Genomic DNA, 26,037 nt, shown 5'->3' on the forward strand with positions numbered 1-26,037 from the left:
TTCGGTGTTAGAAGAGTAGGTAGCGTTATGAGCGTTGATAAACCAGGTCGCGGGCCACGCGAAGGTGATTTCATCACGATCAAAAGCTATAAGCACGACGGCTCGTTGCATCGAACTTGGCGCGATACCATGGTTTTAAAAACTAGTGAGAACGCGATTATTGGCCTAAATGATCATACTTTAGTGACTGAAGACGATGGTCGGCGTTGGGTGACACGTGAACCAGCCATTGTTTATTTCCACAAAAAGTATTGGTTTAACATCATTGCGATGATTCGTGATAATGGCGTATCGTATTATTGTAATCTCGCATCTCCTTATGTATTGGATAAAGAGGCGCTTAAATATATTGATTACGATCTTGATGTTAAAGTGTTTCCAGATGGCGAAAAACATTTACTGGACGCTGATGAATATGCAGCTCACAGTAAGAAATGGCATTATCCACCAGAAATTGATAAGATTTTAAAAGCACATGTCAAAATTTTGGTTGATTGGATTAACGCTGGCACAGGTCCGTTTTCGCAGGGTTATGTAGACGTTTGGTACGCAAGGTATCAGTATTTGATGCAACAGCGGTTGAAAGATCGTCGTTGAAATAAAGCATTTGATTATTTGAATGCTTTTTTGTTTGGTCATTTATATGCAAATAAAAAGGCTCAACTTGATTAAATTGAACCCAAATAATTACTTGTCTTTATCTACTTCTTCGAATTCGCCATCAAATGTCGATGGGTCTTGTTGCGTTTGATGATTCATGTGTGGTTGAATAAACCTCTGGCGAATCCAGAAAGCAAATGCAATTAATACAATGAAACCAACGACAGCCCAGAAATTTTTCACGATAAAAGCTAGTAATAATATAATCACGATGGCAAAAATAAGTCGCGAAACAACACCGAATGTATTAACGAACATAAAGGTGATTAAATAAATAAAAGCTATCAAAATAAAGAATGGGACTAATAGAATACCAAGCATTGGTTGTTCTCCTTACATAACTAATTGTTGTCATTTTAACATAGGACTATTAAAAATGATATGAAGGTGGAATAGTTTATGCGAGCAACAAAGGTTATAATCTGTTAAAATGGGGACTATGAAAACGTTAAAAACACATTATGTAGTTGCACCAGTAACCACGATATTATTGACGGTAACAGTTGTTGTTTTTTTGATTGAGCTGGTCGTCAGTGGTGGGACAACCGACAATAGCTATTTTTTGGTCCAAGTAGGTGCTAAGTGGGGACCTTATATCAAGGGCGATTCGCAGTATTGGCGTTTAATCACGCCTATATTTTTACACGCTGGTTTTATGCATATTGTCACTAATATGTTGACTTTATGGTTTATTGGTCCGATAGCAGAAGACGCTTTTGGTAGCCGCAAATTTTTAGGCTTATACTTCTTTTCCGGTATTTCCGGTAATATTTTTTCGTATTTATTTTCGCCAAATACGATTTCAGTGGGTGCCTCGACAGCATTATTCGGCTTGTTTGGTAGCTTAATGATATTTGCCTATCAGTTCCGTCATGACCCCAACGTAAGGGCATTAGGATCAATGATGGGATTGTTTGTTTTATTGACATTGTTGTCAAGTTTTTCTGCTACAAACATTGATCTTTGGGGTCATCTTGGTGGCTTCATTGGCGGGGTAATGTTTGCCATGATTTTTGGTTTTTATAGTCGTAACGGGAAATTCAGCTGGCATGTTCGGCTAGTGATGGTATTATTGACATTGTTGTTAATCGGATTGACTATCTTTATGGGCGTAAAATCATGAAAACTTCTAAGCTCAGTTCATAATTTTGAATTAATTACATATATGCTAAATATATAAATGTCAGTAAGAGCGGATGGTTGTTTAGTTTGGTATTTAACATAAAAATACGATTAAAGTCATAATTTGCGACACTAATAACCTTGGCGTAAAATCAGTGTCAAGAGGTGACAACATGAGCGAGCGAAAAAACAATTTACTTGATGAGTTAATAACAATTTCAGTTAATGAAACAGAACAAAAATTTGTCAATAAAGCGATACATCAATTAAGAGATGAGCAACAGAGCGAAAAAGTCGTTGTTAAAAATTTAGTATATGATTTGAAATCAGTTATTATTAATAATCAGAAACTTTCTGAGCCTGCGTTAAAATTGTTGAATCAGCTAAACAAACCAGACGTTGGTTTTTCAAGATATTTTGGCATGTTCTAAAATATCTTGATCTAAAAAAAGGCACTGGTTACGTTATGTCATTAAACAAATAACTTAACCAGATTACAAGTCAGATAGAACGACCGCCTTTATACTGACAATTTTTAAAGTCGTTGATCTCACAAAAAAACATCATCAAGTATGACGATGTTGAACAGGTTATTTGCCGGCATTGAAGCCATCTTTATATCCTTGGATAATATCTGGCATCTCATTAGTAAAAAATGAAATGATAAATGAAATCACAACAGACACTACCAGAATTGCGACCCATATCTTCTGTGTTTTAGTGAACGTATTGAATAGTGATTTCAGTACAATAAAACTTCCAATCGCACTCACAAAAATTACAAGATGTAACACCGAAACGACAACATCTAACATATTTTCCCTCCTTCTAGCCAACTATCAGTATACAACTAAACAATATACTGATTGATTAGTTAAGAAGATTTTAAAAGGATATTAAACGTAATCGCACAACAAAGGGGATGAGTTAATTAAATTGAGACATGATGAACGACGAGTGTAGTGCCTTTTATTTGGCTGATAGCGGACATAATCTTATTCAAAAAATGAATTTGAAAAATCCTAAAAAATAACTTTGTCAGGAAATCACTGTGATGGCTATTTATTGAATAGATGTGATATGTTTACTTGGTGTATCTGTATAAATTAAGGGGAAATTTACAAATATGAGTGATAGTGATGTGAAGTATGGTATTTTTGAAAAACATAGTTGGAAAGATGTTTTGTGGAATATTGGAAACAGGACAGCGGGTTTTACACGTCGCTATTATTTTTATCGGGAAACTGACGGAGAACGAACGCTATTGTCTAAAAAAGCATTGTTAGTCTTGTTGTCGGCAAACGAAGATATGAAAAATTATATCTCAAAAGATGAGAGATATAAACAGTATATATCTCCTGATAATATTGTGATGAGTGAGAATGGTGAGTTTTTGCTGGTTTAATTAATATGGACTATGTTAAAAAGATTGTTAACTATTTGAATTCAAGAGATGAAAGCAATAATTAATTATAAGTACATATCAGTTTACTAACAAAGAAATGCCAAGAGAGCATAAGTGAACTAGTAAACTCAAAAAATATCTTAAACGTTGATATATAAGGAGCGTTGCAAATCATGAAAACTTTTTATGATGTTCTACAATATTTAAAAGAATTCGGTGTGTATATTCATGTTGGAAAGCGGCTATGGGATATCGAAATGGCTGCCTTAGAAGTGGACAATTTATATAAAGCAGATATTATTCAACCAAAAATGTATGCAACAATGAAAGTCATTTTGGCACACGAACACCGATTGGAACTTGAAAGTCCCAGTGATTGACTATCATTGTTTATTTAGACTGTGAAACCGCTTGCACTTGGCTAGTCATATCTGTTAGAATGATTAAGTAATCAATTCATACGGAGGAAATATGTTGCCTTCATTGAGGCTGTCCAGTGAACTTGCAGTCGTTAGATCGGGCAACATTATTATAATTATCATGGCAAAAGATAAGCTTATCGGTGTCGATCTTGGTGGTACAACTATCAAGTTTGCAATTTTGACAGATCAAGGTGAAATTCAGCAAAAATGGTCAATCAAAACAAATATTCTAGATGATGGTGCTCATATTGTTCCAGATATTGTGGAATCAATTAATCATCACCTTGATTTGTACCAACTGGATCATGATCGTATTATCGGTATTGGAATGGGAACACCAGGTACTGTTAATCGGGTTACTGGTACGGTAACAGGTGCTTTTAACCTTAATTGGAAGACAGAGCAGCCAGTTAAAGCAGATATTGAATCTGGTACTGGATTTACATTAACGATTGACAATGATGCTAACTCAGCAGCGCTTGGCGAAGCTTGGAAAGGTGCTGGAAACAACGATGATGAAGTGTCATTTGTGACATTAGGCACTGGTGTTGGTGGTGGTTTGGTGGCAAATGGCCAGCTGATTCACGGTACAGTAGGTGCCGGTGGTGAGGTCGGTCATATGGTTGTTGAGCCAAATGGTTATTTGTGCACATGTGGTAATCGTGGTTGCTTGGAACAATATGCTTCCGCAACGGGTGTGGTCCATTTGGCACAAGACTTGGCAGAAGAGTATGTCGGTAACTCTAAGTTGAAAAAGATGATTGATGATGGCGAAGAAGTGACATCAAAAATTGTCTTCGACTTAGCAAAAAACGGTGACTTTTTAGCTAATGAGGTTGTCAACAAAGTGTCATATTATCTCGGATATGCTACGGCAGCAATGTCAAATATTTTGAACCCATCTGCAATTGTTATTGGCGGTGGTGTAGCTGCTGCTGGTGAATTTTTGCGAGCTCGTGTTGAAGAAAATTGGAAAGTGTTTGCCTTTCCAACTGTTCGTAATTCAACACGCGTGAAATTAGCTGAATTAGGGAATGATGCTGGTGTAATTGGTGCAGCAAGCCTTGCACGTGCATAAATAAAAAAGACAAATCAGTGGGTAACTGATTTGTCTTTTTTTGTGGTGTGTAACAAAACATTTGAGTTGAACGGTCTATTATTATAAATTTTTTTAACGCTTAAAATGCGATTATATCAATAGTCTTTAGATTAATGCGGTAATAGGGGACACTTTTTGTCCTATTCTTATGCAAAGAATAGTTGTAACATCTTAATTATAACAATTCAAAAAAGCATTGGAGGAATTAGTTTAGTAATGAGCGATACGATGAAACTTAGCAATTTACCCCATTTAACAGTCATTAAGCAAAGTGGTGAAGAAACACAATTTTACGAGTACAAAATTAATTTTATTTTGACGAAACTCAATCTATCAAACCATATTATTGATGCGATTAGTCATGATTTGTATCAATATTTGGATTCTCAAGTGAGTGTGACAACTTCTGAAATTCGTAATCTATTATGTTCGTTACTCACAAATTATGAACAATTAGATGCTGTTAACGAATATGAGGCATACTATCAAGTTGAAAAACAAAATTTTTCGGATGCTGCTAATGTCCAAAAAAGAATCGAAAAATTATTTTCACGAGATGAATCAGTTGTGCATGAAAATGCGAATAAAGATAGTCGCGTGTTCAATACGCAACGCGATTTGGAAGCGGGGGCAGCTAGTCGGGCCTTGGGACTACAAATGTTACCGCCACTTGTTGCTAAAGCACATTTACGCGGCGATATTCATTGGCATGATTTAGATTATTCACCTGTGACACCAGCAACAAATTGTTGTTTAATCGATTTTGATAATTTGCTGACGAATGGTTATAAAATAGGCAATGCGTGGGTAGATTCACCACATTCTATTCAAACAGCGACAGCACAGATGGCGCAAATTATTGCTAATGTCGCTTCGTCGCAGTACGGTGGTTGTTCAGCAAATCGTATTGATCAATTATTGGCACCATATGCGCAGATGAATTATGACAAACATATTGTCGAAGCCGAACAATGGGTAGTTGCAGACAAGCGTGACGCCTACGCTAAAGAAAAAACACGCAAAGATATTTATGATGCAATGCAGGCTTTGGAGTACGAGATTAATACAATGTACTCATCACAAGGACAAACACCATTTACCACCGTTAATTTTGGATTGGGGACTAGTTGGCTTGAACGTGAAATTCAAAAAGCAATTTTGAATATCAGAATTAAGGGATTAGGAAAAGAAAAGCGAACTGCTATTTTTCCAAAGTTGATTTTCACATTGAAAAAGGGATTAAATTTTGCTCCTACTGATCCAAATTATGACATCAAGCAATTGGCGCTTGAATGTTCAACAAAGCGGATGTACCCAGATTTGTTAATGTATGACAAAATTGTTGAACTAACTGGTAGCTTCAAAACACCAATGGGTTGTCGATCGTTTCTACAAGGCTGGCAAGATGAAAATGGTGTCACAGTAAATTCTGGCCGAATGAATTTAGGGGTTGTTTCGGTGAATTTGCCACGTATTTCTCTATTTGCGAAAGGTGATATGGCACTATTTTGGGAAATTTTTGATGAAAAAATGGCGCTATGCCACGAAGCTTTATCGTATCGTATTGAACGAACAAAAGAAGCTGTTCCTGAAAATGCACCACTGCTTTATATGTACGGCGCTTTTGGGAAAAGGCTCAAGGCAACTGATAAAGTTGATGAAGTGTTTAAAAATGGACGTGCTACAATTTCATTGGGCTATGTTGGATTATACGAAACGTGCTTAACTTTCTTTGGCGCAAATTGGGAAAAAAATCCCGAAGCACATGAGTTTGCCGAAGACATTGTTAAAAAAATGAACGAATATTGCCAACAATGGGAAGCAGAAAGTGGGTATCATTATAGCCTATACTCGACGCCAGCTGAATCACTAACAGACACATTTTGTCACCTCGACAAGCAAAAATTTGGTGATGTGCCTGATATTACTGATAAAGAGTACTATACTAATAGTTTTCATTATGATGTTCGCAAACATCCGACGCCATTTGAAAAAATAAGTTTTGAAGAGACTTTCCCAAAATATGCGTCGGGCGGATTTATTCATTATTGTGAATATCCTAACTTGAAACAGAATCCACAAGCGTTAGAAGCTGTTTGGAATTGGGCTTATGATCATGTCGGTTATTTGGGCACGAATACTTGTATTGATAAGTGTTTTAAATGTGGATTTGCTGGTGAATTTAAGGCAACTGCTCGCGGCTTTATGTGTCCTGAATGTGGCAATCACGACCCAGAGCTATGCGATGTTGTTAAGAGAACGTGTGGTTATCTTGGCAATCCACAACAACGGCCTATGGTTCATGGACGACATATTGAAATAATTTCGCGTGAAAAGAACCTAACCAAGGAGATGATTGAAAATGCCGCGATCTATGCGAAAACCAAACAATCCGATGCCCAAAGAATGGACGGCGCAGAAGTATAGTCAGAACTATATTGCTGACTACAAAGCTTTTAATTTCGTTGATGGTGAGGGTGTGCGTTGTAGCTTATATGTAAGTGGTTGTATGTTTCTGTGTCCTGGTTGTTATAACGTTGCTGCTCAAAATTTCCATTTTGGACAGCCCTACACGCAAGAATTAGAAGACCAAATTATTGAAGATTTAAGTCAAGATTATGTTCAAGGTCTAACTTTATTGGGTGGAGAGCCGTTTCTCAATACGGATGTTTGTCTAAAATTGTGTCGTCGAGTCCGTAAGGAGTTTGGCCATTCAAAAGATATATGGTCTTGGACAGGCTACACTTGGGATGAATTGCAAAACGAAACCTATGATAAAGCGCGTTTATTGTCGTTAATTGATATTTTGGTTGATGGTCGTTTTTTGGAAGAAGAAAAGGACTTAACATTACAATTCAGAGGTAGTGCCAATCAAAGAATCATTGATGTACCAAAGTCATTGGCATCCGACCAAGTTGTGATTTGGGACAAGTTGGTGAAGTAATAGCGTCATACAAAAAAGCTTAATGATTCATCTGTATTGATGAATTATTAAGCTTTTTTGTATTTACTGATAACTGTGTTAAAATTGTGAGTCATTTTTTGGGGTTGCTGGCGTTTGATGAGAAAAAGTTAAGCAAAGGTCTTGGCGTTTTCCGAGGAGACCAAATCTTTTGTATTAACAACAAGTTGCTGGCGAGAATGTGTGAAGTGTGTCGTTAGAGATTCTTTTGAAAAATTCGTCAATAGGTTGGTTTCAAGTGTATTTGAGTCATCAATCGCAATTGTAACTTGGTATTTTTTCAGTAAGCGCCATGCTAATTTTTGATCTATTATTAACGCGTGAACGACTTCTTGACTCATACGATTTTTTAAAAAGTCGTCGGGATTTAGTCCGATCTGTGTGGCAATGGCAGTAATCAATGAATGAGAGTAGACTTGTTTTTTGTTAATCAATGCAGTCTGTAAAGCTAACAAAAAAGGTCGCGCTTTTTTATTGCCTTCAATTTGTGCCGCTTTAAAATCAAGAATTACACGACAAATGAGGGATTCTCTGTCATAAGGTATGTCCATTAACGGTAATGATTGCTCACCTTGGATTAATTTGGCACTGACTTGTTCATTGATGAGTGGAATAAAGCGTAAGCGCGCCTTTTGGAAAACTGTATGAGTGAGTTTTTCAAGGCATTCTTCGGTGGCTAAACAGTTTTCTGATAAAGGATTAGCGAAGTGGTAAATGTCGATCATGATGTTTCTCCTACGTAAAACAATATAAATATCCAAGATATTAGTATAACCGTCAATATTGGGATTGACAAATGATAGGCTCAAAAATATGTTAAAATGTAATAGTAATGTTTTAAATTGTATAAAAGGGGTAGTAATATGGATTGGGAAATCTTTTTTACACCATACGTTCAAACTGTATCAGAATTAAAAGTTAAATTACGCGGATTACGCGATCAATACGAAAAAAACGGTGAGGATTCACCGATTGAATTTGTGACAGGCCGTGTCAAATCACAGGCCTCTATTGAAGAAAAAATTGTGCGACGCCATTTAGACGAAAATCGTTTATCGCTTGATTTACAAGATATCGCTGGTGTGAGAATTATGACCAAGTACGTGGAAGATATCTATACTGTGGTTGATTTGCTAAGACAGCGTACAGATTTTCAAATTTTAGAAGAGCGAGATTATGTGACTAATGCCAAGCCGTCAGGCTACCGATCATATCATATCGTCATTGAATATCCTGTTCAAATGTATAGTGGTGAACTAAAAGTACTAGCGGAAATTCAAGTTCGTACAATGGCCATGAATTTTTGGGCAACAGTCGAGCATGATTTGCGTTACAAACACGGTGAATTAAGTGATAATTTGGCTGATCGCCTCACCAAATTATCAGAATCAACATTTGCTTTAGATCAAGAATTAAGTGAAATAAGAGCGGTCGAATGAAGTATGCTATTTTCAACAATGAAGATGTTAGCAGTCGTGTTGTTGCCAAAAATCTTGCTTTAGAAATGCGAAAACAGGGTTTGACTGTTGATAATGATGAGCCTGATATTGTCGTCTCTGTTGGTGGGGATGGCACCCTTTTGGGCGCTTTTCAGCATTATGTCAACCGAATTGACCATATTAGATTTGTTGGTTTGCATACTGGACATTTGGGATTTTACACTGATTGGTTGAGCACAGAATTAGATCAATTAGTAGCTAGTTTAAGCCACGACAACGGCCAAAAAGTCAGTTATCCGTTGTTGGAATTGACAGTTATTCAAACGAGTGGTGAGAAGAGCCAATATTTGGCATTGAACGAAGCCGTCATTAAACAACCACTTGGTACGCTAGTCGCTGATATCTATTTAGGTGGCGAAGTTTTTGAACGTTTTAGGGGTGATGGTATTGCTGTGGCGACGCCGACGGGCTCAACTGCCTACAACAAGGCTAATGGTGGGGCTGTTTTGCACCCTGCTTTACAAGCAATTCAAATGTCGGAAATTGCTTCAATTAACAATCGTGTTTTTAGAACGTTAGGATCACCATTGATTGTACCTCGTGATCAAGAAATTGTAATGAGGCCGCAGAGTAATAACTTTTTGGTGATGTATGATCAGGGAGAAATTGCCAGTGATCATATTTTAGAGTTGCGATTTAGAGTGTCTGAAAAATGTGTCCATTTTGCTAGATACCGTCACGTCGATTTTTGGCGTCGCGTACAAAATGCCTTCATCAATGACATTGAATAAATATTTTAAATTTTTTGGGAGAAAAATACACGTCGACAAATGATGTGTATGATAAGAATATGCAGTTTACTTGGACTTATACTGGATCAGAAGCGCGCAAAGTGCGTACGTTTCTACAAAAACATGGCGTTTCTCACCGTATGTTTAGTCAAATGAAACATAATGGTGGGGCGATTTTGGTCAATGAGAAGCCAGTTTATACGTCTGATTATTTAAAAGATGGGGATAAAGTGACGATTGTGATGCCGGTAGAAGAGAGTAATGATCTCGTCGTACCTGATTACAAACCTTTAAACATTATTTTTGAAAATGAGCATTGGCTGGTAGTTGATAAACCGTATGGTGTCACAACAGTGCCAGGACATGCTGATCGGCTACACACATTGGTTAATCAAGTTAAGGGCCATTTGGAACAAATTGAGGCACAAGATTTGGTTCCTCATGTAGTGACACGACTTGATCGGGATACATCAGGTATTGTTTTGCTGGCAAAACACCGATTCGCCCATGCTGTATTAGATCAACAGTTACAAGATCATACTGTGGAAAAATTTTATCTGGCTTATCCGTCTGGTATTATATCAGATGATCACGGGGATATTAACGCCCCAATTGGTCGTGTTGAGGGCGATTTTATTAAGCGTGAAGTTCGTGATGATGGTAAACCATCTCGAACAGAATACTGGGTTGAACGCCGTTATGATGAAGATGGACAACACCCAATGACGCGTGTCAAGGTACAATTGCACACTGGGAGAACGCATCAAATACGGGTTCATTTTGCAAACATTGGGCATCCATTAGTGGGTGACGATCTTTATAATGGACCACTTTGGTATGGGCTCCAACGTCAAGCGTTGCATGCCTATCATATGAAATTTTACGACCCATTTATTGAAGATTTTCGTGAGTTTAATACAAAATTACCTGAGGATCTCAAAACATTAAGGGATATTGATTAAGTTTGGAAGAAACTGCAGAACAATTACAAAAGACTGTCACTCACTTGGCCGATTTACTCCATTCAGGTCAAGATGAGGATTTTGTGGTCTCATTTAAAGCGTTGCACGATTTTGAAATGGGCCAAGTTTATAGTAGTTTGCCTGAACAAATGCGAGCAGTCGCATGGCGCTTACTAGATGACGAGACTTTGGCAGATGTCTTCGATAATTTGGATGCGGATGATGACGACATTGGGGAATTACTCCAAGAAATGCCGCCTCAAAAAGCGACTGAAATTTTGCGTAACATGTACGCCGATAATGAGGCGGATGTCTTGCAAAATCTACCATCTCGTTTGGTTGCAACATACCTGAGCTTGATGCCTAAAGCTGAAGCAGATGAAATGCGTAAGCTGATTGATTATGACGATCAAACAGCTGGATCTTTAATGTCAACAGAGTATTTGGCTGTGACTGAGGATTTGCGAGTTGTTGAAGTGATGCGATTGGTTAAACACCAAGCCGCTGAAGCTGAAGCGATTAGTTACGTGTATGTTCTAGATAACCAAAAACACTTGGTCGGCGTTATTTCATTGCGTGATTTGTTGACACACCCTGATGATATGTTGGTGTCAGATATCACTAATGATCGAATTATTAGTGTTAAAGCTGGCGATGATCAGCAAGATGTGGCACAAATTGTGGCTGATTATAACTTTCTTTCTATTCCAGTTACTGATGATAATGATTTGTTGCTGGGTGTGATTACGGTTGACGATATTGTTGATGTTATTGATGAAGAAGCGGTGGAAGATTATTCTGGTTTGGCCGCCGTTAACGTTAGTCAAACAGACGATACACCATGGCATTCAGCGATAAAACGTATTCCGTGGCTGATTGCCTTGCTATTACTAGGTATGTCAACGGCTACACTGATCAGTTCATTTGATGGTTTAGTCAAGCAAGCTTCTATTTTGGCGGTCTTTATTTCGCTCATTACCGGTACAGCGGGTAATGCTGGAACGCAGGCATTGGCGCTGGCGGTACGTCGATTGGCAGTGGGAACTGACAATACAGCTTGGAAAAACTTTTGGAGCGAAGTGTTGGCGGGGTTGTTGGTTGGGACTGCGACAGGTGCTTCAGTGTTTGCAATCGTGACAATTTGGAAACACAATTTTGAACTTGGATTAGCTGTGGGCATTGCTATGGCGATTGCAATTATGGTTGCCAATTTGGCGGGATATCTTGTCCCGGTATTAATTGACAAATTAGGGTTCGATCCCGCGGTTGCGAGTGGTCCGTTTATTACGACGCTGTCAGATTTGACTTCTGTTTTAATCTATTTTAACGTCGCACAATTGTTTATCTCTCATTTTATTGGTAATTAAAAACGTATCATCCAGAATTTGGATGATACGTTTTTATGTAACTTAATCAAACATTGGTTTGATTTGAGCTGCAAATGAGCCGTCGGGATCATTGACGAATTGCGCATAAGTTTGCCAATAGTCATCAGACAAAATGATTGGGGCGGCAATTTCATTAGGAATATAGTTACGCGGAATCCCGCCATTTTTTGGACGTGGGCCATCGTAATTTTTAGCAAAATCGCTCATCTTTTTTTCAATGACTAGTGCTTGCGGACCAAACCAATTGACGGGTTCACGTTGAATTAGTTGATTGTCAACTTCAAATAATTGCGCTTCCGATGCTATTTTAAAAGGATGAACTAAACTGACTAATGTGAGCTGATTCTCTTGAATTTCAACGATTGCACCGGCCATTTCTGATGGTAAGTGGCGTTGATCATTTTTATTGGCCGCGATTAATAATTGACCGGTATAGGGAACCATTAAAGAGGTTTTTTGACCCAAAAATACTGACAATAGGTCTTGTGGCGTTATACTAAAGGCTTTCATGACTTAAATTCTCCTGCATCTTGAATATCAATAAAACTAAATTTATCAAAATCAAACAAACCTTGATCTGTTATTTTTAAACTTGGAATAACAGGTAAAGCCATAAATGAGAGTGTTAAGAATGGATCAAATGGTACATCACTGATTTTTGAAAAAGCTTTATCTAAAGCGCGATTTTGATCAATAGTCGTTTGATAATCTTGATCAGACATTAGGCCACCGATTGGAAGGGGCATTGCGGTCACTTGACCATTGATCACGACAACTTGTCCGCCGCCGATTTTCTTTAACGTTTCAGCTGCTAATAACATATCCTTGTCATCAACACCAGCAATAATGATGTTATGTGAATCGTGAGCTACCGTAGAACCGATTGCACCAGTTACCATGTCGAAGCCTTTAATGATACCTATACCATGTCCTAAGTCGTGATAACGCTCAGCCACAACAACTTTAGCAAATGTTTTATTCGCCTCAAAGTGATTATTAACGACTGGCACGTTTTCAACGGTGTGCTGGGTTGTAATATGATGAGGCATAATGTTGATAACATGTGCAGGAACGTCGTCTGCTAGTGGCAAGATTAAATCAGTAGCGGATAATGTGAAATTCAGGGACTGATTTGCTAATGGTGTCACAGTTGAAAACTTATTTTCATACCAGTGACCATCTACCATAACTTCTTGGGCTTTGAATTGTGTTAATGTATCAAACACAACCAAATCAGCAACGAATCCGTCTGTTAATGCGCCGACGTTTTTTAAATTATGGGCTTTGGCAGCATTATAACTTGCCATAGTAAAAGCGATTTCCGGCGCAATACCATTTTGAAGTGCGAGGTTAATACTAAAGTCAATTGACCCCTCATGTTGAATGTCACTGGCAGTTTTATCATCGGTGGCAAATGAAAAATGTGCGTGATTGGCTGTTGTAATAGCTGGTAATATGGCTTCCTCATCACGTTCTACCGTACCTTCACGCACAAAGACAGAAAATCCTGCATCGACTCGTGCTAAGGCTTGAGTAGCGTTTTCACTTTCGTGATCGGTATCAATTCCGACTTGACGATAAGTTGAAAGTTGTGCGCGGCTTAAACCGGCACCGTGGCCATCAACGTGTTTACCTGCTGCTAAAGCGTCGTTGATTTTTTCAAGCATATCTGTGTCACCGTTCGCAACAGCAGGATAATCCATCACTTCGGCTAGACCATTTACTTCAGGAATGCTGTAAAAAGGTTTGAGGGCTTCGGCATGCAGTGTTGCTCCAGCGTGTTCAAAAGGCGTTGCAGGGACTGTGGATGGTAGCATGTAGTGAATGTGCAGTGGTGTTTGTCGTGCTTCTTCGAGCATATATTGGATGCCTGATATACCTGCTACACTAGCGATTTCATGCGGATCAGCAATGATACGGGTAACACCATGAGGTAGGACTAATTTTCCAAATTCACTTGGTGCGAGTAGGGAACTTTCAATATGAAGATGTGCGTCAATCAAACCGGGGACAACATATCGACCGCCAGCATCAAATGTGTGAGTTGCAGCAAGATCATCTCGAGGACCACGATAAACAATCATGTTATTGTCAATCCAAAGCTCGGTGTCATCGAATTTAAGATTAAAAACATCCAAAATTTTAGCGTTTTGAATATGCCAGGTTACAATTTGTGTCACAATAGATCTCACTTTCAGGTTTTTTCTATCATACCATAATGGCAGGGTTTGTATTTTGACACTATGTTATTTTGTAATTATACCAATTATAAAAATAGGACTATACCAATTTATTTTTATTGTTTGACAAAGGTTTACAAAGACTGTAAAATAGCTACTGTTAGTTAAAAATAAAAAGTAAACCAGTTTTGGTAAAGAGGCTATATATGTGCGGAATTGTCGGATTTACAGGTGTTAATCAAGTGTTACCTAGTTTGTTAAAAGGGCTAGAAAAATTAGAATATCGTGGGTATGATTCAGCTGGTGTTTATGTGAATGACGGCGATAAAGGCGATTTTCTTGTCAAAGAAAAAGGTCGCGTAGCTGATTTGGAACGTGCAACAGAAGGTAAGGGTATTGAAGGTACTGCGGGTATCGCCCATACACGCTGGGCAACTCACGGTGGTGTATCAGTTGAAAATGCGCATCCACACATGTCCGAGGATGGACGCTTTTATTTGGTTCACAATGGTGTTATCGAAAATTATGAAGCATTGCGTGATCAATATTTACAAGGCGTTCAGCTTCACTCACAAACAGATACTGAAATTGCTGTCCAATTGATTGACAAATTTTCAAAGGAAAACCACTTGTCGACATTTGACGCATTTCGCAGAATGATTAGTTTGTTAGATGGTAACTCAGCGTATGGCTTTCTTTTAATGGATCGTCAGACACCCGATTTGATGTATGCGGCTAAGAAAAAGAGTCCTTTATTAATTGGTGTTTCTGAAGTTGGCAACGTTGTGACATCAGATGCAACAGCAATGTTAGACGTGACCCATGATTTTATTGAATTGATGGATGGGGAAATTGCTGTCATTGACAAGCAAAAGATTGATTTGTTTGATCCAAATGGCAAACAAATTACCCGTGAGGCCTTTCATTTAGATATTGATGCTTCTGAAACAGACAAAGGAATTTATCCTTACTATATGTTAAAGGAAGTTGATGAACAGGCCATCGTTGCACGTACTTTGTCACAATACTATTTTGACGATGAAGGGCAGGTGCAAAATATTGCTCCTGAAGTTATTGAGGCTATTCAGGCAGCAGATCGCATTTATATTGTTGCAGCTGGAACATCATATCACGCGGGACTTGTGGGGCAACGATATTTTGAACAGTGGACACAAACACCAACAGAAGTTCATATTTCGTCGGAATTTGCTTATGAGCAGCCCTTGTTGAGTAAAAAGCCATTCTTCATTTTCTTAAGCCAATCTGGGGAAACAGCTGATTCACGTGAAGTACTGGATAATATCACAAAACAAGGCTATCCAACTTTAACCATTGCTAATGTCATGAATTCAACATTGACTCGTGAATCGGACTTTGCCTTACCATTGTTGGCTGGCCCTGAAATTGCTGTGGCCTCGACAAAAGCCTATACAGCACAAATTATTGTGACAGCTATTTTGGCTGCAGCGGTTGGTCATACACCATTTGATTTAAAAAATGAGTTAGCAAAAGTTGCTGTTGAAATGCAAGTGATTATTGATCAAAAAGACACTTTCAAATCAATTGCTGAAAGTGCCTTAAAGAATCGTCGTTCAGCATTTTATATTGGACGTGGCTTAGATGCAGCGGTTGCTGTTGAGGCGGCGTTGAAGCTAAAAGAAATATCATACGTTCAAACTGAAGGTTTTGCAGCTGGTGAGCTAAAACATGGTACAATTTCTTTGATTGAAGAAGGTACACCAGTATTTGCTTTGCTGACTCAGACTAAAACTGCTGGACTTGTCCGTGGTGAAATTGCACAAGTTGCAGCACGAGGCGCCAATACGATTATTATTGCCGCTAAGACTTTGGCTAAAACAGATGATGCTTTTGTTCTCCCTGAGGTCAATGAGCTCTTAATGCCATTGCTGACAGTCATTCCGGCACAATTGATTGCCTACTATGCGACCCTTGACCGTGGCTTAGATGTTGATCGACCACGTAATTTGGCAAAGAGTGTTACGGTTCAATAATTTTAATGATTCGATAGGATAATTCTTATCGAATTTTTTTGTACCTTGCGCGCCATTCTGGTAAAATAGGTTAGATACAATATATGCATTCAGTGGTTGCATACGAAGGAGGAGCGTTTTGGCGCTTTTTAAAATTAAAAATGAGGAGACGAAGACCGTCTCCCAGCTCAAAATTCCGCGACATGTTGCCATTATTATGGATGGTAATGGTCGTTGGGCAAAACAACGTTTTATGCCACGTGTTGCTGGCCACAAAGCGGGTATGAAAACTGTCAAAAAAGTTGCGATTGCAGCCAGCAACCTAGGTATTGAAGTATTGACACTGTATGCTTTTTCAACCGAAAATTGGTCACGCCCGAATGACGAAGTTAACTTTTTGATGCAATTACCGATTGATTTTTTTAATGATTTTGTACCAGAATTGATTAAAAATAATATTCGTGTTGAAGTTATGGGCGATGTTGCGGGCCTACCTAAGGGTACGCAAGATGCCGTGCAGCGCGCGATTGAACAAACAGCGCAGGGTACGGGGATGATTTTGAACTTTGCTCTTAATTATGGTGGTCAAACCGAAATTGTGGCAGCAGCGAAATTACTAGCACAACAGGTCGCGTCAGGTGATCTGACCGCTGAAGAGATTGACGCTAATCATTTTGCCAGCGCCCTTCAAACTTCACCTTTAGGTGAATTAGCGACGCCTGATTTGATGATTCGTACGTCGGGTGAATTGCGCTTGAGTAATTTTTTACCTTATCAATCGGCATACGCTGAACTATACTTTACGGATGTTTTATGGCCAGAATATTCAGGTGAAGACTTGATAGAAGCTATTACATCTTACACTAAAAGAGATCGTCGTTTTGGCGGTCTTAATGACGAAAGCGAGAAATAGTAAGCCATGAAAACACGTGTGATTACGGCAGTAGTTGCTTTGATTATCTTTGTTCCTCTTTTAATCATGGGCGGCGCACCACTTCTGATTTTGACATTGATTATGGGTGTGATTGCGATGAGTGAAATTTTGCGGATGAAACATCGTTTTTTTGTTTCTGCCGAAGCTTGGGTTAGTTTTATAGGTGTTGTGGCACTTATTTTGCCAAATAGTTTTTGGCAAGACGTCCCACTCATTAAAAGTGCTCATATATTCTTTTATATACTAGCATTTCTCTTATTACTACATACAGTCTTTAGCCGCAACCATTTTAATTTTGACGATGCTGGGACATTGACTCTAGCCATGCTGTATATTGGTACTGGATTTCATTATTTTTTCCAAGCCGACACAAAAGGATTGGCGACAGTGATGTTTGGTATGCTAATTGTTTGGTTAACTGATTCAGGTGCTTATATGGTTGGCCGAGCTATTGGGAAACACAAACTCGCCCCCAAAATTAGTCCTAATAAAACTTGGGAAGGATCAATTGGTGGTAGTTTGGTAGCAGTAATTGTTGTGGCATCTTTGTACACTATATTTAATTGGTTGCCAGCATACAATTTCATTGAACTCTTACTATTTGCAATTGTCTTGTCTATTGCAGGTCAACTTGGTGATTTAATCGAGTCAGGCTTGAAACGCCACTTTAACGTAAAAGATTCAGGCAATATTTTACCAGGGCATGGTGGTATTTTAGATCGTTTTGACTCAATGTTAGTTGTTATGCCACTGATGTCTATTTTAGGCATGTTAATTTAAAGCGAGATTTGGAATGAGTTTAACGGCGATAATTGCATTCATATTTGTTTTTGGTGTATTGGTTACAGTACATGAATTTGGGCATTTTTTTGCTGCCAAAAAATCTGGTGTATTGGTTCGTGAATTTGCGATTGGCATGGGGCCAAAGTTATTGAGCTGGAATCGCAATCATACTGCCTATACAATCCGTATATTACCTGTTGGTGGATACGTACGGATGGCTGGAATGGATGAAACACCGGATTTAGAAGCAGGACAGCGCTTGCGATTACGCTTTGATCAGGTGGGTAAAGTTACCGAAATTGACACACGGATTGATCAGGCGGGTCAAGGTGTACCATTTCAAATCGACACTTTTGACTTGAGTGATGATCTGACGCTGACAGGTTACCAAGCTGATGATTCAGAGATGAAAGTGTTATCTGTTAGTCATGATGCGACAATCATTGAAGAAAATGGTGTGACTGTTCAAATCGCCCCGCGTGACACATGGTTTCAAAGTGCAAAATTATGGCGACGCGCGTTGATTAATATTGCCGGACCATTTATGAACTTTGTCTTAGCCTTAGTGGTTTTTTCAGGACTAGGCTTCACCTTGCCAAGTGTTACACTTAACGAACCGATTGTGGGCACTGTTCAACACAACATGCCAGCTCAAAAGGCTGGACTGCAAGCGGGTGACCGAATTACCGAAGTGAATGGTCATAAAACCACAACTTGGGAAAATGTAGCAACCGCAATTAGCAGTGTTGGACACAAACAAATGACGATTGATATTGTACGTGACGGTAAACAAGAGACTATCAAAGTCACACCTAAATTGGTTACGGTTAACGGTGCAAAAACGCCGTTAGTGGGTATCACAGAGAAAACACACCAGAACTTTGGTGCACGTATGCAGTATGGTGTTTACACAACCGCTTCGACAACTAGCCGGATTTGGTATGCGTTGACACATCTGTTTAGTGGTGGGTTCACTTTGGATAAACTAGGTGGTCCAGTTTCAATTGCCAAAACAACGTCTACTGTTGCTAAAACAGGTTTTTTGAATATTCTATTCTATATGGCATTTTTGTCGATTAACTTAGGTATTATGAATTTAATTCCAATACCAGCTCTAGATGGTGGTAAACTAATCTTGAACTTACTGGAAGCGATTCTAAGGCGTCCATTGCCAGCATCATTTGAAAATGGTGTCACCGTGGTAGGTGCAATTGCAATGGTAATTCTAATGATTGCTGTTACTATTAATGATATTTTGCGATAAAATAAATGAGAGTACATTTAATAAAAGAGGAGTTTATATGAAACAGTCTAAATTACTGATGCCAACTTTACGTGAAGTTCCGGCGGAAGCAGAGGTTAAAAGCCACCAATTATTGTTAAAAGCAGGTTATATACGCCCCGTTGCAGCTGGTATGTTTTCATATTTACCTTTAGCCAAAAGGGTTCTAAACAAAATTGAAGCCATCATTCGTGAGGAAATGGCGCGAATCGACGCCAATGAGATGTTAGTTCCAGAAATTTTACCAGCAGAATTGTGGCAACGCTCAGGTCGTTATGCGACATATGGTCCAGCGTTGTATAAATTTAAAAACCGGCAAGATCGTGATTTCATATTAGGACCAACACACGAAGAAACCTTTACTCAGTTGATTGCTGATGAAATTAAGTCATATAAAAAATTGCCTTTAGTGGTCTACCAAATCCAACCAAAGTTCCGAGATGAAAATAGACCACGTTTTGGGTTACTTCGAACACGTGAGTTCATTATGAAAGATGCCTATTCGTTTAGTGCCGACCAAGAAGGCCTTGATGATGCCTTTCACAATATGGAAAAAGCGTATGTGAACATTTTTAATCGACTTGGTCTGCATTATCGTGCAATTGTCGGTGATGCCGGCGCTATGGGGGGATCGGATTCAAAAGAATTTTCGGCTCCTGCAGCTGCTGGAGAAGATACCATTGCTTATTCTGACGCGACTGACTATGCGGCAAATTTGGAAATGGCCAAGGATTTCTATGAGAGAAAAACCACTGATGCAGAATTATGGGCGTCGGAAAAAGTTGCAACTCCTGAAGTGAAAACAATTGCGGAAGTGGCAGAATTTTTGGGTAAATCATCCAATGAACTTGTTAAAACAATGATGTTTATTGCTGACGATCAGCTTGTAGCAGTTGTGACAACAGGTGATTATGATGTTAATGAGGTTAAGGTCCAAAATTTCTTGAATGCTGATACATTTGAATTAGCTGACGAAAACCGTGTTCGAGATATTGTTGGTGCAGGTTTTGGATCATTAGGACCAGTCGAACTACCTGAAAATGTGAAACTTTTGGTCGATGAACGGGCCGCCGATTTGGTAAATTTTGTCGCTGGAGCCAATGAGGATGGTTATCATTTGACTAATTTGAATTGGGGACGAGACGTCCACGTTGAGGAAACAAATATTGGCGATTTTCGTGTCGCTAGAGAAGGTGACTTGGCTGTTGATGGCAAAGGACACTTAGTATTTACTTCCGGTATTGAAATTGGTCATATTTTTAAACTTGGTACGCGTTATTCTAAGTCGTTAGGCGCACAGGTTTTGGATGAAAATGGTCGTCAAACTGATGTTGTAATGGGCTCATATGGTATTGGTGTTTCACGTTTGTTGAGCGCGATTGCAGAACAAAAAGCTGATGAGGCTGGGTTAGTTTGGCCAGCCAGTGTTGCACCATTTGATGTCCACATTGTACCGGTGAATACGAAAGATGCCGATCAAGTGCGTGTTGCTGAACAACTTGAATCGTTGCTAGAGGCAAAGCATTTGGAAGTTTTGGTTGACGATCGTAAGGAACGTGCAGGCGTCAAGTTTGCTGATGCTGATTTAATTGGATTACCAATTAGAATTACAGTAGGTAAAAAGGCGAGTGAAGACGTTGTTGAAGTGAAAGTTCGTGCAAGTAATACTAATATTGAGATGCGCGTGAGTGAAGTGGTTGATTCAGTTTTAGTTTTGCTTCAAGGCGACAGTGAATAAATAAGTGAGTAAACATTTGGCCGATGATTGATCGGCTTTTTTACTCAAATTAGGGGGACAAATGGCGTTAACCCATGAAGAACAATTAAAGCATTTAATTACTCAGATCCAATTATCAGACGAAATTGTATCCTTTTTTGAAGGTGGTCAGCTAACTCGCGTAGATGTATCAGCTAGACAGAGACAGTGGGTATTCCACATTCAATTATTGCAACCGCTGCCAGCCAACGTATATATGCAATTTCAGCAATATTTGAAAAAAGCATTTACTAATATAGCTGACGTGTCGATAATGATTTCCAGTCAATCGCAAGCAATTAATCAAGAAATGATGGCACAATACTGGCATTTGGCTTTAGATCACTCTAAATTAAACCATGCCAAGGCGCAACAGTTAGCAAGTAACACGATTCTTAAATTATTAAATGATAACGAATTCAGTGTTGCAGTTGGTGCGCAACTACTATTTCAATCACTAGATAGTCAGGCGGTTGCCTCAATAATTTCAGCATATGAAAGTTTTGGTTTTCCCAAAATCACATTAGTGCCACAGCTCGATGAACAACTGGCACAAGAAATTCAGGAAAATGTTGCACAGCATCACGCTAAGGCCCGTGAAGACTTGCAAAAAGCAATTGAAGCTAACAAACAGGCTAAACCAAAAACAACATCAGAAGGTGTGCCGCTAACGCTGGGTCGTAAAATTTCAACTGATGCTGAAATTACGAGATTGGAAGACATCGATGGTGAAGAAAATCGTGTGGTGGTTGAAGGCTACATTTTTGCTGATGAAATCAGAGAATTGCGTTCAGGACGACAACTTCTCACTATCAAAATAACTGATTATTCAAGCTCCATTTCAGCCAAAAAGTTTTCTAATAATGAATCTGATGAAGCTGTGTTTGAGGGATTGAAGGCTGGTTTGTGGGTTCGGCTAAGTGGTAATGTTCAAGAAGATACTTATGCCCGCGAACTGGTTATGAATATCTACGATTTACAAGTCATTGATCATGCTAATCGTCAGGAAGATTATACCGGAGAACAGCAACGCATTGAGTTACACGTTCATACAAACATGTCGACCATGGATGCTGTGACAAACTACTCAGAAGTTGCAAAGCTCGCAAAAAATTGGGGCCAAACAGCTTTGGCTGTTACTGATACTGGAAATGTTCAAGGCTTTCCCGAGGCGGTTGCTGCGGGTAGTAAAAATAACCTCAAAATGATCTACGGTATGGAAGCTAATTTGGTCGAAGATGGTGAACCAATTGCCTTCAATCTGCAACCCATTTCACTATTAGACAAAGGCACAACTTTTGTCGCTTTTGATTTGGAAACTACTGGACTTTCGGCAGTAACAGATAAAATTATTGAACTATCCGCTGTTAAAATGCAACTTGGTAACGTTGTTGATAAGTTCTCAGAATATATTAATCCAGGCTTTCCTTTATCTGAATTTACTACTAATCTCACGTCAATTACTGATGCCATGGTGGCAAATGCTGATAGCGAAGAAAATATTATTCGACGTTTTCGAGAGTGGTGCGGTGATGCTATTTTAGTGGGTCATAATGTAACATTTGATATTGGCTTCATGAACGCCGCTTATGCGCGTTATAAACAATCCCAAATTAGTAACCCTATTATTGATACGTTACCGTTTACTCGATGGTTATATCCTGATTATAAATCCTACCGACTTGGCACGATTGCTAAACGATTTAATATTAATTTAGAGCAAGCTCACCGTGCTATTTTCGATTCTGAAACTACTGGACATATCGCATGGCGCTTGATGAAAGAGGCGAAAGAACGTTTTGATTTAAACTACCATAATCAACTTAACGACCACATGACTGAAGGGGACGCGTGGAAGCATGGGCGGCCGGTTCATGTGACATTGCTGGTTCAAAATGCGACTGGATTAAAAAATCTTTATAAACTGGTCTCCCGTTCAAACATTGAATTTTTTGCTCGTGTACCTCGAATTCCGCGTTCCATCTTACAACAATATCGTGAGGGTTTACTAGTAGGAACAGGTGATACAGGCGGAGATGTCATCATTTCTCTCATTGAAAAAGGAAAAAATGAGGCGACTGAAAAAGCTAAATATTATGATTTTATTGAAATTCAACCAACCGCAAACTATCAACCAATGATTGAATCGGCACTAATTTCCGACCAAACAAAACTGCAAGAAATTTTAGAGGAAATGATTGCCATTGGTGATGAATTAGGAAAGCCAGTGGTGGTCACTGGTGATGTTAAGTACACCAACCCTGAAGATAAAATTTACCGTAATATTTTGATTGCAACACAACCAGGTAATCCACAAAATAGAACTGCTTTACCTGATAATTATTTCAAAACGACCCAAGAATTGCTGGATGATTTTGCTTTTGTTGGTGACGAAACAGCAAAAAGGATTGTGATTGAGAATACGCATCTTATTTCTGATATGCTTGACGATATTGAACCGTTGAAAAGTGGTTCCTATCCGCCAAATATTCCTGGTGCAGGTGATGAACTCACTGAAAAAACCTACCGGACGGCAAAAGCTTGGTATGGTGATCCAATTCCACCAGAAATACAAGCACGCATAGACCAAGAGTTGAAAGCAATTATTGGTAATGGTTTCGCGCCACACTACATGATTGCCCAACGTTTGGTAGCTAAATCTGTTAAAGACGGCTATTTAGTTGGGTCGCGAGGATCCGTAGGATCTTCGTTTGTCGCCACAATGTCGGGTATAACTGAAGTTAATCCGTTGCCGCCTCATTATCGATCCGCGCATGGTGATTATTTCGAACTAGTTGATCCGAAACAATATGAGTCTGGTTATGATTTGCCTGAAAAAGAAGATCCCAATCATCCAGGTGAAATGTTGATTGGTGATGGACAAAATATTCCGTTTGAAACTTTTATGGGCTTCACCGGAAATAAAGTGCCAGATATTGATTTGAATTTTTCTGGTGATTATCAGCCAATTGCTCATAATTACATGAAAGTACTGTTTGGCGAGCATAATGTGTACCGTGCCGGAACGATAGCGACAGTGGCTGAAAAAACAGCTTTTGGTTACGTGAAAGGCTATGAACGGGATCATGATAAACATTATCGTGGGGCAGAAATTGAACGATTGGCCCAAGGAATCACAGGCGTCAAACGGACAACAGGACAGCATCCCGGTGGTATATTGATTGTGCCACGTGAATATGAAGTCTATGATTTCACACCGATTCAGTATCCTGCTGATGATCAAAAATCTCTCTGGCAAACAACTCACATGGATTATCATTCGATTCATGATAATTTATTAAAAATGGATATTTTGGGACATGATGATCCGACAATGGTGCGAACATTGAAGGATATGTCTGGCATTGATCCGCAATCAATTCCAGCAAACGACCCGGGGGTTTTAAGTTTATTTACTTCTACTGAAGCACTTGGTGTGACGCCAGAACAAATTTTTTCAAAGACAGGTACACTGGGATTGCCTGAATTCGGCACTAATTTTGTGCGTGGTATGTTGGAAGAAACGCAACCGCATACTTATTCTGAGCTATTACAAATTTCTGGCCTATCTCACGGGACTGATGTTTGGTTGGGCAACGCTAACGAGCTGATTGAAAACGGAACGGCTACAATTGGTACTGTTATTGGAACGCGTGATAAAATCATGACCGATTTAATTAATTGGGGCTTCCCAGCAGCTGATGCTTTTAACATTATGGAAAAAGTCCGTAAAGGTAAGGGCATCACTGATGAGTACCAAAAGCAGTTACGTGAAGCAAACATTCCAGAGTGGTACATCCAGTCGATGCTCAAAATTAAGTATATGTTTCCACGGGCACATGCTGCGGCCTATGTTTTGATGGCATTGCGGATTGCCTATTTTAAAGTTTATTTCCCCACAATTTATTATGCAACTTACTTTTCGGTTCGTGCGGATGCTTTTGATGTTGTTGCGATGAGTCGGGGTAAAGAAGCAACCAAATCTGCTTTAAAGAAATTACGTGAACTTGGCAATGATGCGACTGTTGGAGATAAGAATTTAATGACAGTTCTTGAAATGGCTAACGAAGCGCTTGAGCGGGGAATCAGCTTCAAAATGGTTGATTTAAACCGATCGGAAGCGCTTGAATGGGTGATTGATGGCGAAACATTAATACCACCATTTATTTCTCTGCCAGGATTAGGTGACAACGTGGCTAAACAAATTGTTGCTGCAAGAACAGAAAAACCTTTTTTGAGTAAAGAAGACCTCAAAAAACGAGGTAAAGTGTCACAAACGATTATTGATTTTATGACACAGCATTCCGTTCTAGAAGGACTACCAGATGAAAATCAGTTGAGTTTGTTTGATTTTTAACGTGATAAATATGAAAAGGCGGTGAATAAATGAAGCATGAGTGGCATCAAAAAGTTGCAGGTTACTTCGAGTATGTTTTAAATGCAGTCATGATTGTTATTGGCGTCGTGATATTTGGATTTTTGCTAAGAGAGTTGTTGAATCTCGCTCAAATGTTGTGGATGACCGATATCGCTGGTCATTTTACAGAATTGGCCGAAGAAATATTGGTTGTATTTTTGTTTTTTGAGTTTTTGAGTTTGGTGCGTGAATACTTCATAAAAGACGCACACATTTCAACTGGCAACTTCTTATATATTGGCGTGACAGCTTTAATAAGAGCGATGTTAGTTTACCATGATCAAACCGATAAAACGTTAATGTTAGCTGCAGCAATATTCTTATTGGTAGTTGCGCAGGCAATATATCGTTGTTTTAGACCAAAAATGGATAATTAACTTCTAAAAAGTAAGCAAAATGCTTGTTTTTTTATTTAGGGCATATATAATTTAATCAACAATAAAA

General features: G+C 38.9%; 24 protein-coding genes. 19 read left to right on the forward strand and 5 right to left on the reverse strand.

All coding sequences use genetic code 11. The features are described from left to right. The first annotated feature begins 27 nt into the window (after positions 1 to 27). Positions 28 to 597 (forward strand): DUF402 domain-containing protein, encoded by a 570-nt coding sequence (locus ACI3ES_RS03555; protein WP_004912026.1) that lies wholly within the window; start codon positions 28 to 30, stop codon positions 595 to 597. 90 nt (positions 598 to 687) lie between these two features. On the opposite strand, the gene ACI3ES_RS03560 is transcribed toward ACI3ES_RS03555, so the two are convergent. Then, positions 688 to 981, reverse strand: a complete 294-nt coding sequence (locus ACI3ES_RS03560) for a ribonuclease HIII (RefSeq protein ID WP_080519015.1) — start codon at positions 979 to 981, stop codon at positions 688 to 690. A 118-nt stretch (positions 982 to 1,099) separates the two neighbouring features. On the opposite strand from ACI3ES_RS03560, the gene ACI3ES_RS03565 reads away from it, so the two are divergent. Both ACI3ES_RS03565 and ACI3ES_RS03570 read left to right on the forward strand, forming a co-directional pair. Next, on the forward strand, positions 1,100 to 1,783 hold the full coding sequence (locus ACI3ES_RS03565) for a rhomboid family intramembrane serine protease (RefSeq protein ID WP_114666556.1): 684 nt from the start codon (positions 1,100 to 1,102) through the stop codon (positions 1,781 to 1,783). Between the two features lie 172 nt (positions 1,784 to 1,955). After that, positions 1,956 to 2,213, forward strand: coding sequence for a hypothetical protein (locus ACI3ES_RS03570; RefSeq protein WP_114666557.1), 258 nt, complete (start codon positions 1,956 to 1,958; stop codon positions 2,211 to 2,213). A gap of 159 nt (positions 2,214 to 2,372) precedes the next feature. Here ACI3ES_RS03570 and ACI3ES_RS03575 read toward each other — a convergent pair whose 3' ends face one another. Then, positions 2,373 to 2,597 carry a hypothetical protein gene (locus tag ACI3ES_RS03575; protein ID WP_004912037.1) on the reverse strand — a complete coding sequence of 75 codons (225 nt, stop codon included), beginning with the start codon at positions 2,595 to 2,597 and terminating at the stop codon, positions 2,373 to 2,375. 311 nt (positions 2,598 to 2,908) lie between these two features. On the opposite strand from ACI3ES_RS03575, the gene ACI3ES_RS03580 reads away from it, so the two are divergent. The 5 genes from ACI3ES_RS03580 to nrdG all read left to right on the forward strand — a co-directional run bounded on the left by ACI3ES_RS03580 (position 2,909) and on the right by nrdG (position 7,652). Continuing rightward, positions 2,909 to 3,187, forward strand: coding sequence for a hypothetical protein (locus ACI3ES_RS03580; RefSeq protein ID WP_242029637.1), 279 nt, complete (start codon positions 2,909 to 2,911; stop codon positions 3,185 to 3,187). 173 nt (positions 3,188 to 3,360) lie between these two features. After that, positions 3,361 to 3,567 carry a YqgQ family protein gene (locus ACI3ES_RS03585; RefSeq protein WP_004912041.1) on the forward strand — a complete coding sequence of 69 codons (207 nt, stop codon included), beginning with the start codon at positions 3,361 to 3,363 and terminating at the stop codon, positions 3,565 to 3,567. A 160-nt stretch (positions 3,568 to 3,727) separates the two neighbouring features. After that, the gene (locus tag ACI3ES_RS03590; RefSeq protein ID WP_031941020.1) at positions 3,728 to 4,687 is read left to right on the forward strand and encodes an ROK family glucokinase; all 960 of its coding nucleotides are present in this window, start codon (positions 3,728 to 3,730) and stop codon (positions 4,685 to 4,687) included. A gap of 237 nt (positions 4,688 to 4,924) precedes the next feature. Next, the gene (gene nrdD, locus ACI3ES_RS03595; RefSeq protein WP_114666558.1) at positions 4,925 to 7,135 is read left to right on the forward strand and encodes an anaerobic ribonucleoside-triphosphate reductase; all 2,211 of its coding nucleotides are present in this window, start codon (positions 4,925 to 4,927) and stop codon (positions 7,133 to 7,135) included. After that, on the forward strand, positions 7,071 to 7,652 hold the full coding sequence (nrdG, locus tag ACI3ES_RS03600; protein WP_114666559.1) for an anaerobic ribonucleoside-triphosphate reductase activating protein: 582 nt from the start codon (positions 7,071 to 7,073) through the stop codon (positions 7,650 to 7,652). Before nrdD ends, nrdG begins: the two co-directional genes overlap by 65 nt. Before the next feature lie 128 nt (positions 7,653 to 7,780). Here the strand turns inward: nrdG and ACI3ES_RS03605 are convergent, their stop codons facing one another. After that, positions 7,781 to 8,395, reverse strand: coding sequence for a DsbA family protein (locus ACI3ES_RS03605; RefSeq protein WP_114666560.1), 615 nt, complete (start codon positions 8,393 to 8,395; stop codon positions 7,781 to 7,783). A gap of 138 nt (positions 8,396 to 8,533) precedes the next feature. Between ACI3ES_RS03605 and ACI3ES_RS03610 the strand changes: the two genes are divergently transcribed. From ACI3ES_RS03610 to mgtE, 4 genes are read left to right on the forward strand one after another with little or no spacing between them, the layout of a single operon-like run. Continuing rightward, positions 8,534 to 9,109: a GTP pyrophosphokinase family protein gene (locus ACI3ES_RS03610; protein WP_004916070.1), complete on the forward strand. Its 576-nt coding sequence runs from the start codon at positions 8,534 to 8,536 to the stop codon at positions 9,107 to 9,109. Continuing rightward, positions 9,106 to 9,900 (forward strand): NAD kinase, encoded by a 795-nt coding sequence (locus tag ACI3ES_RS03615; protein WP_004916067.1) that lies wholly within the window; start codon positions 9,106 to 9,108, stop codon positions 9,898 to 9,900. The genes ACI3ES_RS03610 and ACI3ES_RS03615 overlap by 4 nt, the downstream gene beginning before the upstream one ends. A gap of 59 nt (positions 9,901 to 9,959) precedes the next feature. Continuing rightward, entirely contained in the window at positions 9,960 to 10,862 is a 903-nt protein-coding gene (locus ACI3ES_RS03620) for an RluA family pseudouridine synthase (protein ID WP_114666561.1), read from the forward strand. A 2-nt stretch (positions 10,863 to 10,864) separates the two neighbouring features. After that, positions 10,865 to 12,229: a magnesium transporter gene (mgtE, locus tag ACI3ES_RS03625; protein WP_114666562.1), complete on the forward strand. Its 1,365-nt coding sequence runs from the start codon at positions 10,865 to 10,867 to the stop codon at positions 12,227 to 12,229. A 42-nt stretch (positions 12,230 to 12,271) separates the two neighbouring features. Here the strand turns inward: mgtE and ACI3ES_RS03630 are convergent, their stop codons facing one another. Both ACI3ES_RS03630 and ade read right to left on the reverse strand, forming a co-directional pair. Then, on the reverse strand, positions 12,272 to 12,760 hold the full coding sequence (locus ACI3ES_RS03630; RefSeq protein ID WP_114666563.1) for a hypothetical protein: 489 nt from the start codon (positions 12,758 to 12,760) through the stop codon (positions 12,272 to 12,274). After that, on the reverse strand, positions 12,757 to 14,430 hold the full coding sequence (gene ade / locus ACI3ES_RS03635) for an adenine deaminase (RefSeq protein ID WP_114666564.1): 1,674 nt from the start codon (positions 14,428 to 14,430) through the stop codon (positions 12,757 to 12,759). The genes ACI3ES_RS03630 and ade overlap by 4 nt, the downstream gene beginning before the upstream one ends. Before the next feature lie 206 nt (positions 14,431 to 14,636). Between ade and glmS the strand changes: the two genes are divergently transcribed. The 7 genes from glmS to ACI3ES_RS03670 all read left to right on the forward strand — a co-directional run bounded on the left by glmS (position 14,637) and on the right by ACI3ES_RS03670 (position 25,970). After that, complete coding sequence (glmS, locus tag ACI3ES_RS03640; RefSeq protein ID WP_114666565.1) at positions 14,637 to 16,442, forward strand: glutamine--fructose-6-phosphate transaminase (isomerizing); 1,806 nt, start codon at positions 14,637 to 14,639, stop codon at positions 16,440 to 16,442. 118 nt (positions 16,443 to 16,560) lie between these two features. Then, entirely contained in the window at positions 16,561 to 17,334 is a 774-nt protein-coding gene (locus tag ACI3ES_RS03645) for an isoprenyl transferase (protein ID WP_114666566.1), read from the forward strand. 6 nt (positions 17,335 to 17,340) lie between these two features. Continuing rightward, on the forward strand, positions 17,341 to 18,135 hold the full coding sequence (locus ACI3ES_RS03650; protein WP_114666567.1) for a phosphatidate cytidylyltransferase: 795 nt from the start codon (positions 17,341 to 17,343) through the stop codon (positions 18,133 to 18,135). 13 nt (positions 18,136 to 18,148) lie between these two features. Next, positions 18,149 to 19,402: an RIP metalloprotease RseP gene (rseP, locus tag ACI3ES_RS03655; protein WP_114666568.1), complete on the forward strand. Its 1,254-nt coding sequence runs from the start codon at positions 18,149 to 18,151 to the stop codon at positions 19,400 to 19,402. A 37-nt stretch (positions 19,403 to 19,439) separates the two neighbouring features. Continuing rightward, positions 19,440 to 21,158, forward strand: coding sequence for a proline--tRNA ligase (locus tag ACI3ES_RS03660; RefSeq protein WP_114666569.1), 1,719 nt, complete (start codon positions 19,440 to 19,442; stop codon positions 21,156 to 21,158). Between the two features lie 61 nt (positions 21,159 to 21,219). Then, complete coding sequence (locus ACI3ES_RS03665; RefSeq protein WP_114666570.1) at positions 21,220 to 25,533, forward strand: PolC-type DNA polymerase III; 4,314 nt, start codon at positions 21,220 to 21,222, stop codon at positions 25,531 to 25,533. A gap of 29 nt (positions 25,534 to 25,562) precedes the next feature. Further along, entirely contained in the window at positions 25,563 to 25,970 is a 408-nt protein-coding gene (locus ACI3ES_RS03670; RefSeq protein ID WP_317211884.1) for a phosphate-starvation-inducible PsiE family protein, read from the forward strand. The last annotated feature ends 67 nt before the right edge of the window (positions 25,971 to 26,037 follow it).

Origin of the sequence: Leuconostoc falkenbergense, assembly GCF_045801155.1 — a bacterium.
Classification (GTDB): domain Bacteria; phylum Bacillota; class Bacilli; order Lactobacillales; family Lactobacillaceae; genus Leuconostoc; species Leuconostoc falkenbergense.

Bases quoted from the DNA above. Each gene is read 5' to 3' on its own strand.
- ACI3ES_RS03590 (WP_031941020.1), top strand. From the start codon at position 3,728: ATGGCAAAAGATAAGCTTATCGGTGTCGATCTTGGTGGTACAACTATC.
- ACI3ES_RS03570 (WP_114666557.1), top strand. From the start codon at position 1,956: ATGAGCGAGCGAAAAAACAATTTACTTGATGAGTTAATAACAATTTCA.
- ACI3ES_RS03670 (WP_317211884.1), top strand. From the start codon at position 25,563: ATGAAGCATGAGTGGCATCAAAAAGTTGCAGGTTACTTCGAGTATGTT.
- ACI3ES_RS03660 (WP_114666569.1), top strand. From the start codon at position 19,440: ATGAAACAGTCTAAATTACTGATGCCAACTTTACGTGAAGTTCCGGCG.
- ACI3ES_RS03565 (WP_114666556.1), top strand. From the start codon at position 1,100: ATGAAAACGTTAAAAACACATTATGTAGTTGCACCAGTAACCACGATA.
- ACI3ES_RS03650 (WP_114666567.1), top strand. From the start codon at position 17,341: ATGAAAACACGTGTGATTACGGCAGTAGTTGCTTTGATTATCTTTGTT.
- ACI3ES_RS03575 (WP_004912037.1), bottom strand. From the start codon at position 2,597: ATGTTAGATGTTGTCGTTTCGGTGTTACATCTTGTAATTTTTGTGAGT.
- ACI3ES_RS03580 (WP_242029637.1), top strand. From the start codon at position 2,909: ATGAGTGATAGTGATGTGAAGTATGGTATTTTTGAAAAACATAGTTGG.
- ACI3ES_RS03605 (WP_114666560.1), bottom strand. From the start codon at position 8,395: ATGATCGACATTTACCACTTCGCTAATCCTTTATCAGAAAACTGTTTA.
- nrdD (WP_114666558.1), top strand. From the start codon at position 4,925: ATGAGCGATACGATGAAACTTAGCAATTTACCCCATTTAACAGTCATT.
- ACI3ES_RS03585 (WP_004912041.1), top strand. From the start codon at position 3,361: ATGAAAACTTTTTATGATGTTCTACAATATTTAAAAGAATTCGGTGTG.
- ACI3ES_RS03555 (WP_004912026.1), top strand. From the start codon at position 28: ATGAGCGTTGATAAACCAGGTCGCGGGCCACGCGAAGGTGATTTCATC.
- glmS (WP_114666565.1), top strand. From the start codon at position 14,637: ATGTGCGGAATTGTCGGATTTACAGGTGTTAATCAAGTGTTACCTAGT.
- nrdG (WP_114666559.1), top strand. From the start codon at position 7,071: ATGCCGCGATCTATGCGAAAACCAAACAATCCGATGCCCAAAGAATGG.
- ACI3ES_RS03630 (WP_114666563.1), bottom strand. From the start codon at position 12,760: ATGAAAGCCTTTAGTATAACGCCACAAGACCTATTGTCAGTATTTTTG.
- ACI3ES_RS03560 (WP_080519015.1), bottom strand. From the start codon at position 981: ATGCTTGGTATTCTATTAGTCCCATTCTTTATTTTGATAGCTTTTATT.
- ACI3ES_RS03620 (WP_114666561.1), top strand. From the start codon at position 9,960: ATGCAGTTTACTTGGACTTATACTGGATCAGAAGCGCGCAAAGTGCGT.
- ACI3ES_RS03610 (WP_004916070.1), top strand. From the start codon at position 8,534: ATGGATTGGGAAATCTTTTTTACACCATACGTTCAAACTGTATCAGAA.
- rseP (WP_114666568.1), top strand. From the start codon at position 18,149: ATGAGTTTAACGGCGATAATTGCATTCATATTTGTTTTTGGTGTATTG.
- ACI3ES_RS03665 (WP_114666570.1), top strand. From the start codon at position 21,220: ATGGCGTTAACCCATGAAGAACAATTAAAGCATTTAATTACTCAGATC.
- ACI3ES_RS03615 (WP_004916067.1), top strand. From the start codon at position 9,106: ATGAAGTATGCTATTTTCAACAATGAAGATGTTAGCAGTCGTGTTGTT.